At 65.9% G+C, this 13,776-nt stretch carries 14 protein-coding genes; 8 read left to right on the top strand and 6 right to left on the bottom strand.

Translation table 11 applies throughout. The annotated features are described in order from the left end of the window. Together ACLP25_RS11645 and ACLP25_RS11640 are read left to right on the top strand one after the other, a co-directional pair. Positions 1-1,665 (top strand): DNA gyrase C-terminal beta-propeller domain-containing protein (locus ACLP25_RS11645; RefSeq protein ID WP_442469359.1); only part of this gene is annotated, 1,665 nt, incomplete at its 5' end. A gap of 461 nt (positions 1,666-2,126) precedes the next feature. Continuing rightward, positions 2,127-2,384, top strand: a complete 258-nt coding sequence (locus ACLP25_RS11640) for a DUF3072 domain-containing protein (protein WP_442469358.1) — start codon at positions 2,127-2,129, stop codon at positions 2,382-2,384. A 57-nt stretch (positions 2,385-2,441) separates the two neighbouring features. Here the strand turns inward: ACLP25_RS11640 and ACLP25_RS11635 are convergent, their stop codons facing one another. Both ACLP25_RS11635 and ACLP25_RS11630 read right to left on the bottom strand, forming a co-directional pair. Further along, positions 2,442-2,963, bottom strand: coding sequence for a hypothetical protein (locus tag ACLP25_RS11635; protein WP_442469357.1), 522 nt, complete (start codon positions 2,961-2,963; stop codon positions 2,442-2,444). Positions 2,964-3,142: 179 nt separating this feature from the next. Further along, complete coding sequence (locus tag ACLP25_RS11630) at positions 3,143-3,442, bottom strand: hypothetical protein (protein WP_442469356.1); 300 nt, start codon at positions 3,440-3,442, stop codon at positions 3,143-3,145. Positions 3,443-3,646: 204 nt separating this feature from the next. On the opposite strand from ACLP25_RS11630, the gene ACLP25_RS11625 reads away from it, so the two are divergent. The 4 genes from ACLP25_RS11625 to ACLP25_RS11610 all read left to right on the top strand — a co-directional run bounded on the left by ACLP25_RS11625 (position 3,647) and on the right by ACLP25_RS11610 (position 6,437). Next, complete coding sequence (locus tag ACLP25_RS11625; protein ID WP_442469355.1) at positions 3,647-5,281, top strand: thiamine pyrophosphate-binding protein; 1,635 nt, start codon at positions 3,647-3,649, stop codon at positions 5,279-5,281. A gap of 97 nt (positions 5,282-5,378) precedes the next feature. Then, positions 5,379-5,705, top strand: a complete 327-nt coding sequence (locus ACLP25_RS11620; protein WP_442469354.1) for a nucleotidyltransferase domain-containing protein — start codon at positions 5,379-5,381, stop codon at positions 5,703-5,705. After that, positions 5,702-6,088, top strand: coding sequence for a HEPN domain-containing protein (locus ACLP25_RS11615; protein ID WP_442469353.1), 387 nt, complete (start codon positions 5,702-5,704; stop codon positions 6,086-6,088). Before ACLP25_RS11620 ends, ACLP25_RS11615 begins: the two co-directional genes overlap by 4 nt. Positions 6,089-6,200: 112 nt before the next feature. Continuing rightward, positions 6,201-6,437, top strand: coding sequence for a hypothetical protein (locus ACLP25_RS11610; RefSeq protein WP_442469352.1), 237 nt, complete (start codon positions 6,201-6,203; stop codon positions 6,435-6,437). A gap of 197 nt (positions 6,438-6,634) precedes the next feature. On the opposite strand, the gene ACLP25_RS11605 is transcribed toward ACLP25_RS11610, so the two are convergent. Next, a complete protein-coding gene (locus ACLP25_RS11605) occupies positions 6,635-7,144 on the bottom strand; it encodes an OsmC family protein (RefSeq protein WP_442469351.1) in 510 nt (169 codons plus the stop codon). A gap of 114 nt (positions 7,145-7,258) precedes the next feature. On the opposite strand from ACLP25_RS11605, the gene coaD reads away from it, so the two are divergent. Both coaD and ACLP25_RS11595 read left to right on the top strand, forming a co-directional pair. Further along, on the top strand, positions 7,259-7,774 hold the full coding sequence (coaD, locus tag ACLP25_RS11600) for a pantetheine-phosphate adenylyltransferase (RefSeq protein WP_442469350.1): 516 nt from the start codon (positions 7,259-7,261) through the stop codon (positions 7,772-7,774). A 296-nt stretch (positions 7,775-8,070) separates the two neighbouring features. Next, a complete protein-coding gene (locus ACLP25_RS11595; RefSeq protein ID WP_442469349.1) occupies positions 8,071-9,009 on the top strand; it encodes an SRPBCC family protein in 939 nt (312 codons plus the stop codon). A 242-nt stretch (positions 9,010-9,251) separates the two neighbouring features. On the opposite strand, the gene ACLP25_RS11590 is transcribed toward ACLP25_RS11595, so the two are convergent. The 3 genes from ACLP25_RS11590 to ACLP25_RS11580 form a co-directional block, all read right to left on the bottom strand. Next, positions 9,252-10,307, bottom strand: coding sequence for an HAD family hydrolase (locus ACLP25_RS11590; protein ID WP_442469348.1), 1,056 nt, complete (start codon positions 10,305-10,307; stop codon positions 9,252-9,254). A gap of 109 nt (positions 10,308-10,416) precedes the next feature. After that, entirely contained in the window at positions 10,417-12,156 is a 1,740-nt protein-coding gene (locus tag ACLP25_RS11585) for an arylsulfatase (RefSeq protein ID WP_442469347.1), read from the bottom strand. A 237-nt stretch (positions 12,157-12,393) separates the two neighbouring features. After that, the gene (locus ACLP25_RS11580) at positions 12,394-13,386 is read right to left on the bottom strand and encodes a helix-turn-helix domain-containing protein (RefSeq protein WP_442469346.1); all 993 of its coding nucleotides are present in this window, start codon (positions 13,384-13,386) and stop codon (positions 12,394-12,396) included. Positions 13,387-13,776 lie beyond the last annotated feature (390 nt).

The raw sequence follows: 13,776 nt of genomic DNA, 5'->3' as shown, positions 1-13,776 counted from the left end.
CTGACGCTGCACGACATGCTGCGCGCGTTCCTCGACTTCCGCGAGGACGTCGTCACCCGGCGGACCAAGTTCCTGCTCGCCAAGGCTCGCGACAATGCGCACACCCAGGTCGGCCTCGCGATCGCGGTGGCCAACATCGACGAGGTGATCCGGCTGATCCGCACCTCGCCCGACTCGGGCGCCGCCCGGACCGCGCTGATGGAGCGCTCGTGGCCGGCCCGCGACATGGCCCCCTTGATCGCGCTCATCGCCGATCCGCGCCACGCGCTCGACGCCGACGGCTCGATCAGGCTTTCGGAAGCGCAGGCGCGCGCGATCCTCGAACTGCGCCTCGCCCGCCTCACCGCGCTCGGGCGTGACGAGATCGCCGAAGCCCTGAACAGGCTCGCCCTCGAGATCGCCGACTACCTCGGCATCTTGGGCTCGCGCGAGCGGCTGATGGGAATCATCCGCGACGAGCTTCTCAAGGTGAAGGCCGACTTCCCCTCGCCGCGCCGCACGGAGATCCTCGAGAGCGAAGCCGACATGGACGACGAGGACCTCATCCAGCGCGAGGACATGGTCGTGCTGGTGAGCCACGGCGGCTACATCAAGCGCGCCCCCTTGTCGACCTACCGGGCGCAGCGTCGCGGCGGCAAGGGCCGCGGGGCCATGGCGACCCGCGACGAGGATTTCGTCGCGCGCCTGTTTGTCGCCTCGACCCATCAGCCGGTGCTGTTCTTCTCCTCGATGGGACAGGTGTACAAGGAGAAGGTGTGGCGGCTGCCGCTGGCGGCGCCCCAGGCGCGCGGCAAGGCGCTCGTGAACCTGCTGCCGCTCGAACAGGGCGAGCGCATCACCACCATCATGCCGCTGCCCGAGGACGAGTCGACCTGGGACTCCTACGACGTGATGTTCGCGACGACCCGCGGCACGGTCAGGCGCAACAAGCTCAGCGATTTCGCCCAGGTCAACCGCGCCGGCAAGCTCGCCATGCGGCTCGACGCGGGCGAGCGGATCGTCGACGTCCAGATCTGCAACGACAGGCAGGACGTGCTGCTGACGACCGCGCGTGGCCAGTGCATCCGTTTCGCCGTCGGCGACGTGCGCGTGTTCAAGGGGCGCGACTCGATGGGCGTGCGCGGAATTGCGCTCGCCGAGGGCGACCACGTCATCTCGCTCGCCATCCTCAACGCCTTCGACGCGAGCGGGGACGAGCGGGCGGCCTACCTCAAGCAGCGGCGGGCGCTCGCCGGCGAGGCCGCGGAGGAGCAGGGCGAGGCCGAGCACGACGACGAAAACGGCAGCGACGGCTCGGCGCTCGCGCCCGAACGCTTTCAGGCGATGCAGGACGCGGAGCAGGTGATCCTGACCGTGTCGGAAAACGGCTACGGCAAGCGCACCGTGTCCTACGAGTACCGGGTCACCGGACGCGGCGGAACGGGCATCGTCGCGATGGCGGTCAACGCCCGCAACGGCGCGCTGGTCGCCTCCTTCCCGGTCGAGAGCTCCGACGAGATCATGCTGGTCACCGATGGCGGGCAGCTCATCCGCGTGCCCGTCGCCGGCATCCGCATCGCCGGCCGGGCGACCCAGGGCGTGATCGTGTTCGACACGGCCGAAGAGGAGCACGTCGTGTCCGTCGACCGGATCGGCGAGACCGAGGACGGCGAGGAGGAAGCGTAGGCGGGCGCCCGGCTCGTCACCAGCTTCATCGCGCGTTGCTCAAGGCGTCGGAACCGAACTCGGGGCTGGCCGTCTCCTGCCATCAGGAGGAGGACGGCATGATCAGGCCCATCGGTGAGCCCGTCGCATGGATCTTTGCTCTGGCCATCGCCTTCGCGCCGGCCGGGGCGCTGGCTGAAGGGGTTGGCGGCTATGTGGCGCCCGCGGCGCCGAAAAGAGCGGCGCATCATCGCGTGCATAGGCCGCCGGCTGAAGCGCGGCTGGGACGGCCGGCTTTCATTCCGCCACCAAGTCCGCCGCCAAGCGCCAACGCGAACCTTCCGACGATTTCCCGCGACCCGAATGATTGCGTCAAGACCACTTGCACGTGTTTGGCGGGCGGAGGCTGCTGATCGGGCCTGCCGACGACGATCCGTGGCGGCGACCTAAATCCCTGCGCGTGCGCACATCCGAGGACAGCCATGGCCGACGACAATCCGAAGCGCGATATCACTCCGAACACCAACGCCGAGAAGGACCCGGACGACTGGGTCTCCGGCGACGACCCGATGACCGGAGCGCAGGCTTCCTATCTCAGGACGCTTTCCGAGCAGGCCCATGACCCTGACGCTTACGCGCCGAACCTGACCAAGGCCGAGGCCAGCAAGCGGATCGATGCGCTCAAGCAGGCGCTCAGGGAGCGCGCCGACCGAGCGGCGAGTGGGCGTTCGGGAGCCTAAAATAGACGCGCGGCCATTCCCGTCGTGTGACGGCTCGTTTAGCCGAAGGATACGAAGTTACACGGCCACGGAGACGCTCTTGCGCGAAGCGCGATAGCCCGCGAAGCCGAGGCCGGCGAAGCCGAGCGTCATCATCGCCCAGGTCGAGGGTTCGGCGACGGCGACGACGGTGATCGCGCCGGACACCAGCGGATCCTGATAATTGACGTTGTTGCCGCCCTCGGTGGGGCTCAAGATATCCGATCCGACATCGAACACGATATGATTCGGATTGGCGTAATTGAGATCAAACGTGATGAAGTTGCTGTAGGCGCCGTTGACCGGACCGTCCATCAAGAAAGTGCCGAAAGTCGTCGCGCTGTTCGTGTCAAAATTCGTCCCCGGATACCAGATCCAATCGGTAAGGTCCGAACCCGCGCCGACGTATTCGGTCCCATATTGGTATCCGGTAAGGGTCCCATCCACGACGGTCGCGTAGCCGAAACCGTCTGTCATGGTCACAGTCCCGGTAAACGTCGCGCCCGACGCGAACGCCTCATTGACGTCGAGCGTGATGCTCGCCTGAGCCGCGCCACACATCACCAACAGGCCGGCCAGAGCCGCACCCGAAATCGCAGACGTCGCTTTCAGTGTCGTAGTCCCCGCAGTGGCAAATGCCCCAAACACAGCGCAAAAATTGATCCAGCCCAGTTACGGAACTATTTCTTCACTTTGCCGTTGTCAACGGTTTCACGGAGACATTCAGCGCGGGAACCGCGTCAAAAGGAGAGGTCGATCTCCGGCGAAAGTAGTAGAAGGCGATGATAACGGCGCTTCATACTGCGCGCCAGAACCGCCTTGCGCAACGATCGCTTATGATATGACGTTACTTCCTGGCGACCCAGGTTGACCAGCTTGACAATATCGCTCCCGACGAGTTGGCGGCGGCGCCGATCCAATATGTCGACGGCCGGAATGATCGCTTTGACTGACCGCTGGCAGATATCCGTCTCCGTTGAAATTGACTGAGCACATCCGATCTGAAAGGCCGCTGGCCGCCGACGGATGCCAGCGGTCAAATTCTGTTCGAGCCTCGGGGCCGAAACGATACGCCGCTATTTTTCCGAAGGCGCGCTTCCGTCGGGCGCTCATCGCGACATCAGTGACGCTGGAGGAACGGGGTCGCGCCGCCCTCTCCTCCTGCCGGGACGACAAGGCTAGGATGCCCGCTGACTTGTCCGCCTGTCACGCCACGCCGTTCGGCTTAAGGAAAGAGGATGCCCATGACCCGACGCGCCCGCGACGTTCTGCTCGACATCCTTCGCGACGAGGGGATCACCCACGTGTTCGGCAACCCCGGCTCGACCGAGATGCCGCTGATGGACGCGCTCGTCGACGCGCCCGACATCACCTACGTCCTCGGCCTGCAGGAGGCGACGGCGGTGGCGATGGCGGACGGCTGGGCGCTGGCGTCGGGCCGCGCCGGCTTCGTCAACCTGCACGCGATGGGAGGCCTCGGCAACGCGATGGGCGTGCTCGTCGCCTCGAAGGCCAGCGAGACGCCGCTCGTCGTCACCGCTGGGCAGCAGGACATTCGCCATCTGATGACCGAGCCCTGGCTCTCGGGCGATCTCGTCGCGCTCGCTTCTCCCGTCTCCAAATCGGCGAAGGAGGTGCGGCGGGGCGAGGACGTCGGCCAGGCGCTCCGGCGCGCTTTCGCCATCGCCCGAACTCCGCCGTCCGGGCCCGTCTTCCTGTCCCTGCCGATGGACATTCTCGACCAGGAGGTGAGCGGTCCGACGCCGCCCGGCTCCGCCCCTCCCCGGGTCGGCCCCTCGCCCGATGCGGCGCGGCTCGCCGAAAAGCTCGCGACGCTCGATCCCGATCGCGTGCTGGTGGTGCTCGGCGACGACCTCGCGGCGTCGGTCAGCGAAGGCCTCGTCGCCTTCGCCGAGGCTGGCGGCTTTCCGGTGTGGGGGACCCAGCTGACCTCTCGCGCGGCCTTTCCTTCGGCGCATCCCTGCTGGGCGGGCGTACTGAAGCCCGACTTCGCCGTCATGCGCCGGCATTTCGAGCACGCTGAGGCGATCGTGCTCGTCGGCGGCCGGGCCTTCGTCGCATATCCCTATCGCGAGGCTCAGCCGGTGCCCGAGGGCGTCGCGGTGCTGCATGTCGCCGACAACCCCGAGGCGTTCGGCCGCGAGCACGCCGCCGACATGGCGCTGCTCGGCGACATCGGCGCGACGCTCGCCGCGGCGGCCGAACGGCTCGGCGCGATCGTTGACCGTAAGGCGGTCGCAGCCCGCCTCGCCGCGCGCGCAGCCTCGAAACGCGCGGCTCAGGAAGCGTTGCGGGCGGAGATCCTTTCGGAAGACGGTCCGCCGCTTTCCCCCGACGCCGCGGTGCTCGCAGCGCTCGACGCCTTGCCCACCGACACGCTGATCGCCAATGACTCGGCCGCGACCTTCGGCAAGGTGCAGGACCTGCTCATCACCCGGCCCGGCCGTTATTTCTTCTCGCGCGGCGGGGTGCTCGGCTGCAACATGCCGGCTGCGGTCGGCGCATCGCTGGCGGGGGCCGGCCTCGTCGCCTCGTTCGTCGGCGACGGCGGCGCGATGTACTCGCCCCAGGCGCTGTGGAGCGCGGCGCATTACCGAGCCAAGGTCGTGTTCTTCGTCTTCAACAACCGACGCTACGGCGTGCTGCAGAACGTGGCCAAAAGCCTCGGCTATTCCAACGCCCTGGCCGGCCGCTTCGTCGGCATGGAGATCGTCGGCCCTGCAGTCGACTTCATGGCGCTCGCCGCCTCCATGGGCGTGCCGTCGGCGCGCGCCGACGACCGCGGGGCGATCGCCGCGGCGGTCGCCGATGCGCTCAGGCGCGAAGGCCCGTCGCTGATCGAGATCGCGATCCGGTGAGGGGCGAAGCCACGCGAGGAAAGTGCTGGAGACCGCCCCGATTGTTGTCGTCCAGGCCGAAAGCGTGATACGAACAGATCATGGACATGAACAGATCATGGACAGACGCGTCGCGCATAAGCCGATCTTGAAGCGGTTCCGCGCCGCTCTCGATCGCACATACGGCTCGCGGCTGGAGCGCGCGGTCCTCTACGGCTCGCGCGCGCGCGGTGACGCGCGACCGGATTCCGACTACGACATCGCGGTCTTCTTGCGAGACATGCCTGACCGCTGGCGGGAGCTCGACCGGCTCGCCGACATGAGCACGGCCCTTCTCGACGAGACCGGCGAGTTCATCCATGCGATGCCCTATCGAGCGGAAACGTACGACGATCTGCGCATGCCTTTGATGGTCGAGATCCGCGCGGAGGGGATCGATCTGTGAAGCCACAGTCCGGCGCGTTTCTTGAAAAGGCTCGTGAGCTTGTTGTGCAGGCCGAAACGATGCATCGCGTCGGACTGAACGACGACGCCGGACGAACGGCCTACCTTGCCGGATTGCACGCCGCGCAGGCTTTCCTTTTTGAGAAGCACGGCCGCGTATTCAAGAAGCACGCAACCGTGCAAGGCGAGTTTGGACGGTTGGTAAAGGACAATACGGACTTCGACCTTGAGCTTCGCGCCTTCCTTGGCCGCAGCTATCAACTCAAGGCCATCGCGGACTACGAGGCAGGACCCGGAATTGGCGTGTCGGCCGCACGCGCCGCCGAGGCGATAACCGTCGCACGCCGCTTCCTCCAAACGATCGAGAGCCTTATCCGTCCGTAATATCGCGGCGGCCAAACCCTTGATCGCGCCGGACGCCGCTCCGAAATGGACATCCGGACCAGCACACTCCTGGATATCCATTTGGGGTGGACATTCGCCAAGGAGGACCACGATGTCGAGCGCAATCCTCCGGATCGTTTACGTCGTTTTGATTGTCGCGGCGGGCGCCCTGCCCGCCCATGCGATGGGCGGCGGCGGACCTCCCGCCTGGACGATGACGCTCAACTATTGCCGGCAGACGGTCGCGAACAAGGGCATCACCGACGTGACGAAGTTCGACGAGGAGGTCAAGAAGTGTTTCGCCGACCCGGTCTCCTACCCGCCGGCTTATAGCAGACCGCGCTGGTAGCGCTCGCGGACCCCGCGCTGTCGGCGCGCGCCGGCGACGGCGAAGCGTTCGCCGAGGCGCTCAGCGCGATCCGGTGAGAACCGGACGCGCGTCCGTCCAGCCGAAGTCCACCCAAAGTCTTTCGCGTGGCCAATTGCCGCCGCGGAGGGCGCTCTACGACCTCTCGATGGCTTCGTCGGCACGCTCCTCATCGCGCTCTATACCCGCGTAATCCGCGCCTCGATGGTCGGGGGGCGCTTCAGCGTCTGCAGCACGACGCAATAGCGCTCGGTGAGCTTGAGGAGCGAGTCGAGCTGGTCTTGCGGTGCGTCGGTGTCGAGTTCGAAGGTCAGGCGGATGTCGCTAAAGCCGACGGGCGCCTCCTTGGCGACGCCGAGCGTGCCGCGAAAGTCGAGGTCCCCCTCGGCCGTCACTCTGCCCGACCGCAGCGTCACGCCCATCGCCGTCGCGACCGCCTTCAGCGTGACGCCGGCGCAGGCGACAAGGGCCTCGAGCAGCATGTCGCCCGAGCAGAGTTCGAGCCCGTCGCCTCCGGTCGCCGGATGCAGGCCCGCCACGGCGAGCGCCCGGCCTGTCTCGACCTTGCAGGCGATCGATGCGGAGTCGAGTTCCCCCTCCGCGTGAAGTGTGACGCGCGCAGCGCCGGGCTCGGCCCGGTAGCGCTCCTTGAGCGGCGCCTGCAGCGCGCGCAAGTCGTCGGCGTTCACGTCAACATCCTCCCTCGTCGCCAGGGCCGCAGTCTGCCCGCCCCGCGCCAAAGGCGCAATCCCGCGCCAGGGGCGCCTTGTAGCGCGGCGGCCGGCAGGCTAGGGCTTTCGTCCATGACGCATACCGGCTTCTTTTCCGGCTCTTTCGACCCGATGACCAACGGGCATCTCGACGTGATCGGCCACGCCGCATGGCTGTGCGACCGGCTGGTGGTCGGAGTCGGCTCCAATCCGAACAAGGTCGGCCTCTTCACGGTGGAGGAGCGGCTCGCGCTCATCCGCGAGGCGGCTCGGCCCGTGGTGGAGGGCAAGGGCTGCGAACTCGACGTGGTGAGCTTCTCAGGGCTCGCGATCGACGCCGCGCGCGACGCGGGCGCGACGTTGATCGTCAGGGGCTTACGCGACTCGACCGACTTCAATTACGAGATGCAGATGGCCGGCATGAACCGGGCGATGGCGCCGGACCTGCGCACCATTTTCCTGCCGGCCTCCTCGCCGGTCAGGCCGATCACCGCCACGCTGGTCCGCCAGATCGCCTCGATGGGCGGCGACGCGTCCCCCTTCGCGCCGCCGAGCGTGGTCGCCGCGCTCAAGGCGAAGTTCGCGGCGAGCGAGAGGCAAGACCGGTAGGCCGTCGCTTGAACGCGAACGCCGCCAAACGGGAGAGCGGGCGTCGAGCCCGCATTTGAAGCGCGTCAAAGCCGGCGGGCGCCGGGCCGCGTGGATGACAAACGCGCCCGCCCGGCGCTAAAGTGTCCGCCAGCGGCGCGACCGAAGACGTCGGACCGCGGCCGAACGGGCCGCGTCGGTCCCGAGGCGCCGAGCCTCGCGGAACGAGGGATCAACGACAAGCGGACCGATTGGGAAGAACGCCACGACCGGCTGGGGACCATCTCGCAACCCTTATCCAGGCAAGGAGAACCCCAATGATTGACGCCGCCGCCAAGATTCCGGCGCCCTTCCACGTGAGGCGCCGGTTCCACGCCCCGCGCAGGTTCGTATTCGAGGCTTGGAGCTCGGCCGACCACGTCAAACGTTGGTTCGCGCCGTCCGGCTTCACTGTGCCCGAGGCGAAAGTCGAGCTCAAGCCCGGCGGGCCGTTCGACGTGCTGATGCGTTCGCCGGCCGGCGAGGAGCACTGGGCGCGCGGCGTCGTCAAGGAGGTCTCCCCCTACGACCGGCTGGTGATCGATTTCACCGTTGAGGACGCCAAGGGGCGCCCGCTCTTTCGCGCCCTGACCGAGGTCAATTTCTCCGACGCTCTCGGCGAATCCGTGCTCGACGCGACGCAGACCTACGCCCTGCTCGAACCCGAGGCCGCCAGGATGACCGAGGGCGCGCCGCAGGGCTGGGCGCAGACGCTCGACAAGCTCGCTGCGGAAGCCCGCCGCATGCAGGCGCCGGAGGCGGCGCCGGGATCGGTGGTCCACGCCGCCTTCACGGTGACGCGAACTTACGACGCGCCCGTCGAGCGCGTCTGGCGGGCGCTCAGCAACGCCGAGGCGAAGGCGCAGTGGTTCGGCGGCCTCCCGGGAGGGCAGGAGATCGAGCGGAGCATGGATTTCCGCGTCGGCGGCGCCGAGCGCGCAAAGGGGCGCTTGACCAGCGGCGTCGTCTCGACTTTCGGCGCCGTCTATCACGACATCGTCCCCAATGCGCGGCTCGTCTACAGCTACGTCATGCATCTCGACGATCGGAAGATTTCCGTCTCGCTCGCCACCATGGAGCTCAAAGCCGAAGGCCCCTCGCGTACGTCCCTGAAGGTCACCGAGCAGGGCGCCTTCCTTGACGGCTATGACGACGCCGGATCGCGCCAGCGCGGAACGGGATTCCTGCTCGACAAGCTGGGCGCGTCGCTCGGATAGAGCTTGCGCCTGGTGGTCAAGACCTGACGCTTGGTCCCCACGCCGAGCGACCGGACCCGACCGCGCAGCCGATGGCGGGAGTCGACGTAAAGCTACCGTCGCGGATCGCGACCAGGAATGGCGCAAGTGTGCAGGTAAGCGGGCGTTAACTGCCGGCGAAATGCAGGCCTGTTACGGGTTCCACCCCGGCTCAGCGCGGCTTCGCCCACGCGTCATGGCGGCTGGTCTCCGAGTCCCGTTCCTCACGTTTCGAATGCGAAGATACGCTTCCAGTCGTCCTTCATGCTGATGACGTGCCAACCGCCCTTCTTCGCCTCGTCGTAGAGTCCTTGCGTGAACGTGCCGACCTTTGTGTCGGGCAGGCCTTGGGCGGGTCCGTAGGCGTATTCGCGTTTGGCGTCGTCGTGCAGCACGAGCATCGACAGCCGCAGGCCGTCGCCGCCCTTGGCGTATTCGAGCATCTGCTGGTCGCCGGTCGAGTTGCCGAATGCGGCGTGCGGACGGCGGCCAATCTCGAGATGAATGCCTTCGGGCTTGCCGGCGAAATTGTCGTTCAACAGCAGCTTCGGCTCCTTGGTCAGGAACGGTTTGCCGTCCTTGCCGTAGCCATACTTGACGCCGCCCGCGGTGCCGATCACCTGTTCGCGCGGGATCCCGTAAACGCGATCGGAGTAGACGCGCACGAAGTCCTGTCCGCCGCCGGTGACGATATAGGTCTTGTAGCCGTTGGCGCGGAAGTAGGTCAGGACTTCCTGCATCGGCTGGTAAGTGAGTTCGGTGTAGAGCCTGTTCCAGCGATGATCCTTGGCGGACTCGATCCAGGCCTTCGCTTCGGCATAGAATTGATCCACGTCCATTCCGGTCAGCGTCGCGGCCAGGATCACTTCGACGTCGTGAAGCGAGAGCTTGGCGATCTTCTCGAAGTCGCCCGTGAGCACGGTCTTGAAGGGCTCGACTTTCGCCAGTACAGGCTTCTCCTTGACCACGACCGGCACGCGGTCGAGGCAATAGACGACCTGTGTATAGATGGGATGCTCGATCCAGAGCGTGCCGTCCTGGTCTAAGGTCGCGACGCGCTCCTCCGGCGGCACGAAGTCCGTGCTCGACGGGTCAGTGGTCGCGCGGACGAAATCGAGGATGCCCTGCTTCGCCGACCTGTCGTTCCAGGACGCGAGCGGCGTTGCGGATTGGGCCGCTGCCGGAGCGGAGGCGGCGAGAAGCCCGGGTAGGGTTGGCATAGCCGCCAGCGCGCCCAGCACGAGGCGGCGGCTAATGCCGCTGGAACGAGAGTATGGCACAAGAACTCTCCTTTTTGGCACTTTCCCTTTTTTTAAACCGTGGCTTTTGAGCACGGGCGACCCTCGCGGAGCGCCCGTTTTCTTCAGGTCAGATCCGCGCCTCGCAAGATCAGTCGCCGGCGCCGGCTGCGCGCGTCGTATGATCCTGCTTCTGTGCGTTGATCTGTTCCATCACCTGGGACAGGTTCCACGAGGCCGGGGCCTGCATCGGCGGGTACGTTTCGTAGGTCTCCAGATGCTGCAAGGCCAGCTTCTGGCCGATCGGCAGTATGTTCCAGTCATAGATGTACGAGGTGACTGGTCCGGCCAGCGCGCCGCCGAAGGAGTTGAAGCTCTTGGAGCCCATGGACTGCTCGAACGGGTCGCGCTCGAGGTTGATCAGCATGGTGAAGTGATAGGGGATCAGCGGCAGCATCCAACCTTCGGCGCCGGGCTCGGAGCCGTAGTACATGAACTTATATTGCTTCCACCGCACCGCCGCGAGCTGCGCGCCGGAGTAATAGAAGAAGTGGTCCCGATTCGACTTGTCGGTCTTCCCCGAGATGAAGTCGGCCTGATCGAAGCCGTCAAGCGTCGTCTTGACGATGCCCGGATATTTGCCGGCCTCGATCTGCTTCTTCAGGTCGTCGCCCTTGGGACCGCCGGCGAGATCGACGAAAGTCGGCAGCCAGTCGAGCGCGGCGAACATTTCCTTGGTCACCGTGCCCGGCTTGATGTGGCCGGGCCAGCGGACGACCATCGGAACGCGATAGCCGCCTTCCCACGACTCGCCTTTCTGGCCTTTGAACGGCGTCACGCCGCCATCCGGCCAGCTCAACTGCTCGGCGCCGTTGTCGGTGGTGAAGACGAGGATGGTGTTGTCGAGCTGGCCCATGTCCTCGAGCTTCTTCATCACGTAGCCGATGTTGTCGTCCATCTGCTTCATCGCGGCTTCGTTCGCGCCCCAGTTCTTGCCGCCCTTCTCGCCCATCATGTCGTAGTATTTCGGCGACAGCATCGTCGTAATGTGCATGCGCGCCGGGTTGTACCAGACGAAGAACGGCTTGTTGGTCTTCTTGGGATCGTTGCGGTCGAGAAAGTCGATCACATGGGTCGAGAGTTCCTCATCCATCGTCTTGGACCGCTCCAGAGTCAGCGGGCCTTCGTCCTTGCATTCCTGGTTCGGCAATGTGCCGTCGGACGACTTGCACGAAATCACCGGGCGGGGCGGGGTCATGCACAGGACGCCGCTCTTGGGATCGACCTCGCCGGGAACCGGCGGCAGCCCCTTGACCGGCGTGTTGGCGCAGGGCGGTACAATGGCCTGTTGGGTCGGGCTTGAGTTGATGTCCGGGAAGCTCACCTGCTGCATCGCGTCGAGGTGATAGAGATAGCCGAAGTATTCCTGGAAGCCATGCGCGGTCGGCAGGGAGAAATCCTTGTCGCCCAGATGGTTCTTGCCGAACTGTCCGGTTGTGTAGCCGAGGTCGTGCAGGAACACAGCGACATCCGGCGTTCCCGGCAGTAGCGCCGTCGGGCTGCCGGGGAGCTGCGGCGGGATCAGGCCGACGCGCAGCGGATACATGCCGGTCGCGAAAGCGGTGCGCCCGGAGGTGCAGCTCTGCATCGCGTAATAGTCCATCATCTTCATGCCCTCGTGGGCGATGCGGTCGATGTTGGGGGTTTCTCCGCTCGTCAGGCCCTCGGCATAGGCCTGGACCTGCATCCAGCCGATGTCGTCGCCCATGATGAACATGATGTTCGGCTTCGACGGCGTTTGCGCCAATGCGCTCGGCGCCGTCAGCGCCGTGGTCGACGCCAGCGCGACGAGCGCCGCCCCGGCCGTCATGGTTGTTCGCCACAAACTCATTGCAGTCTCCGGTCTGGTTTTGCTGCTCGCGGTTGAGGAGGAAGCCTCAACTCTGTCCCGACGCGCCGCCTTTGGCGTCAGCTCGCGGGGCCGGCCCGAAAGCGCATTGCTTCGCGGGGCTCCTCCGGGACCATTCGCGAACGCGCGTGAGCAGAGTGTCACCCAAGCGGCCCGGCGACTATGCAAATCCGGCAAAAATGAGAAGTTCATTCGGATATATTTAGGCAGTCCCGTTGCTCAAGCGTAGATCGGCGCGATGGCCGGACTGGCCGGCGGCGGCGTATCGTCCGCCCAGCGACGAAGCGTCGCCAGCGGCGTCTCCCCGAACAGGGCGCGGTAGGAGACGGAGAAACGACCAAGTTCCCAGAAGCCGTGCGCGACAGCGATCGAAGTCACGGTGGCGTCGCCCTCGCACGCCCGCAACAGGGCCCGGCGCGCCAGATGCATGCGTCGCAGCCACAAATAACGCTGCGGCCCCATGCCGAGATGCTCCTGACAGCAGGCCCGCAGCGTGCGTTCCGACGCGCCGGCGGCAGCGCAAATCTCGGACAGATAGAGCGGGCGGGTCGGATTCATTTCCAGAAGATCTTCCAGCCTCGCCATGACCGCCGCGCGGGTGCGAAAACGGCGGTCGGGCTCCAGGCGTTCGCCGTCAGTCAGGCACCAGATCATCGCCTGAGTCAGCGCTTCCTCGAGCGACCGCGCCGTTTCCGGATGCGTAAGGACGTCGGGCGCAGTCGCGGCCATCCGCCCCGCCGCCGCATGCAGCCGCCGCAAATGCGCCAGCACGGAAGGATCGGGCCGGACGCGACATGTGTCGATCGGCGCGGAACGCTCGCGGCCAACCAGAGCGTAAGATTTTGCCGCCAGATCATCGGGGGTGAGGGACATCGCGCCAAACCGGCACGGCGCGGTCGTTCTGTGGTGAACGGACGCGGCTGAGCCATAAACGACAATGTCGTCCGACGACACGTCCATGCCGCCATGATGGATGCCCGGCTGGTTCGGATCGGTGAGAAAGACGATCACGCTCCGCTGCCGATGCATCGCGGTAAATTTGACGACCGGCGCGCTTTCGGCAAAGCGCTGCATCCACAGCCAGTGAAAGTCGACGCGCGTTAGCTCGGCGCGAAAGTGGCCACGAGCCGTTGGCACGACCGTCACATCCGCGGCCCGGATGGATGCCTGATACTCGGCCGGGTCGGCGAAGTCGAAAACTTTGCTCGACAACAAATCTCGGGCCTCTTACGTGGTCTCCCCCTTTGACGCCTCCCGGTTGATACGATCGACAGTTTAGCATCAATTACACGCTCTTATGTCCGGCTGGAGACGACAAGTCTACACTTGCATTCGTCGCAGCGTCCGATTGTCGCAACCCGCAATGACGTCAAACGGCCGGCGGGGCGCCGCTACACCGACGCCGGGAGGGAATGCGCGCTTCGCGTCGCATTTGTCACCTTCGTCACCATTCACGCGAGCGGGGCGGCCCGACTTCATCGCCCGACTGGAATGGCGGGAGTGCGTGAGGAAATCCAAATTTCTCCGCGCCGGCGTCCAGGCGACCGGCGGGCCTCCCTCAATGGATTCGGCGCCATGGCCCGTCGACAGACGAGGCTTTCG

Origin of the sequence: Roseiarcus sp., from assembly GCF_052145395.1 — a bacterium.
In the GTDB taxonomy this organism is placed as follows: Bacteria; Pseudomonadota; Alphaproteobacteria; order Rhizobiales; family Beijerinckiaceae; genus Roseiarcus.
The sequence above is the reverse complement of the archived record's forward strand: the minus strand, read 5'-3'. Positions and strand labels throughout refer to the sequence as shown.

Excerpts from the sequence above, each read along its gene's own strand:
- ACLP25_RS11640 (WP_442469358.1), top strand. The coding sequence starts at position 2,127 with ATGGCCGACGACAATCCGAAGCGCGATATCACTCCGAACACCAACGCC.
- coaD (WP_442469350.1), top strand. The coding sequence starts at position 7,259 with ATGACGCATACCGGCTTCTTTTCCGGCTCTTTCGACCCGATGACCAAC.
- ACLP25_RS11620 (WP_442469354.1), top strand. The coding sequence starts at position 5,379 with ATGGACAGACGCGTCGCGCATAAGCCGATCTTGAAGCGGTTCCGCGCC.
- ACLP25_RS11595 (WP_442469349.1), top strand. The coding sequence starts at position 8,071 with ATGATTGACGCCGCCGCCAAGATTCCGGCGCCCTTCCACGTGAGGCGC.
- ACLP25_RS11625 (WP_442469355.1), top strand. The coding sequence starts at position 3,647 with ATGACCCGACGCGCCCGCGACGTTCTGCTCGACATCCTTCGCGACGAG.
- ACLP25_RS11635 (WP_442469357.1), bottom strand. The coding sequence starts at position 2,963 with ATGTGTGGCGCGGCTCAGGCGAGCATCACGCTCGACGTCAATGAGGCG.
- ACLP25_RS11610 (WP_442469352.1), top strand. The coding sequence starts at position 6,201 with ATGTCGAGCGCAATCCTCCGGATCGTTTACGTCGTTTTGATTGTCGCG.
- ACLP25_RS11585 (WP_442469347.1), bottom strand. The coding sequence starts at position 12,156 with ATGAGTTTGTGGCGAACAACCATGACGGCCGGGGCGGCGCTCGTCGCG.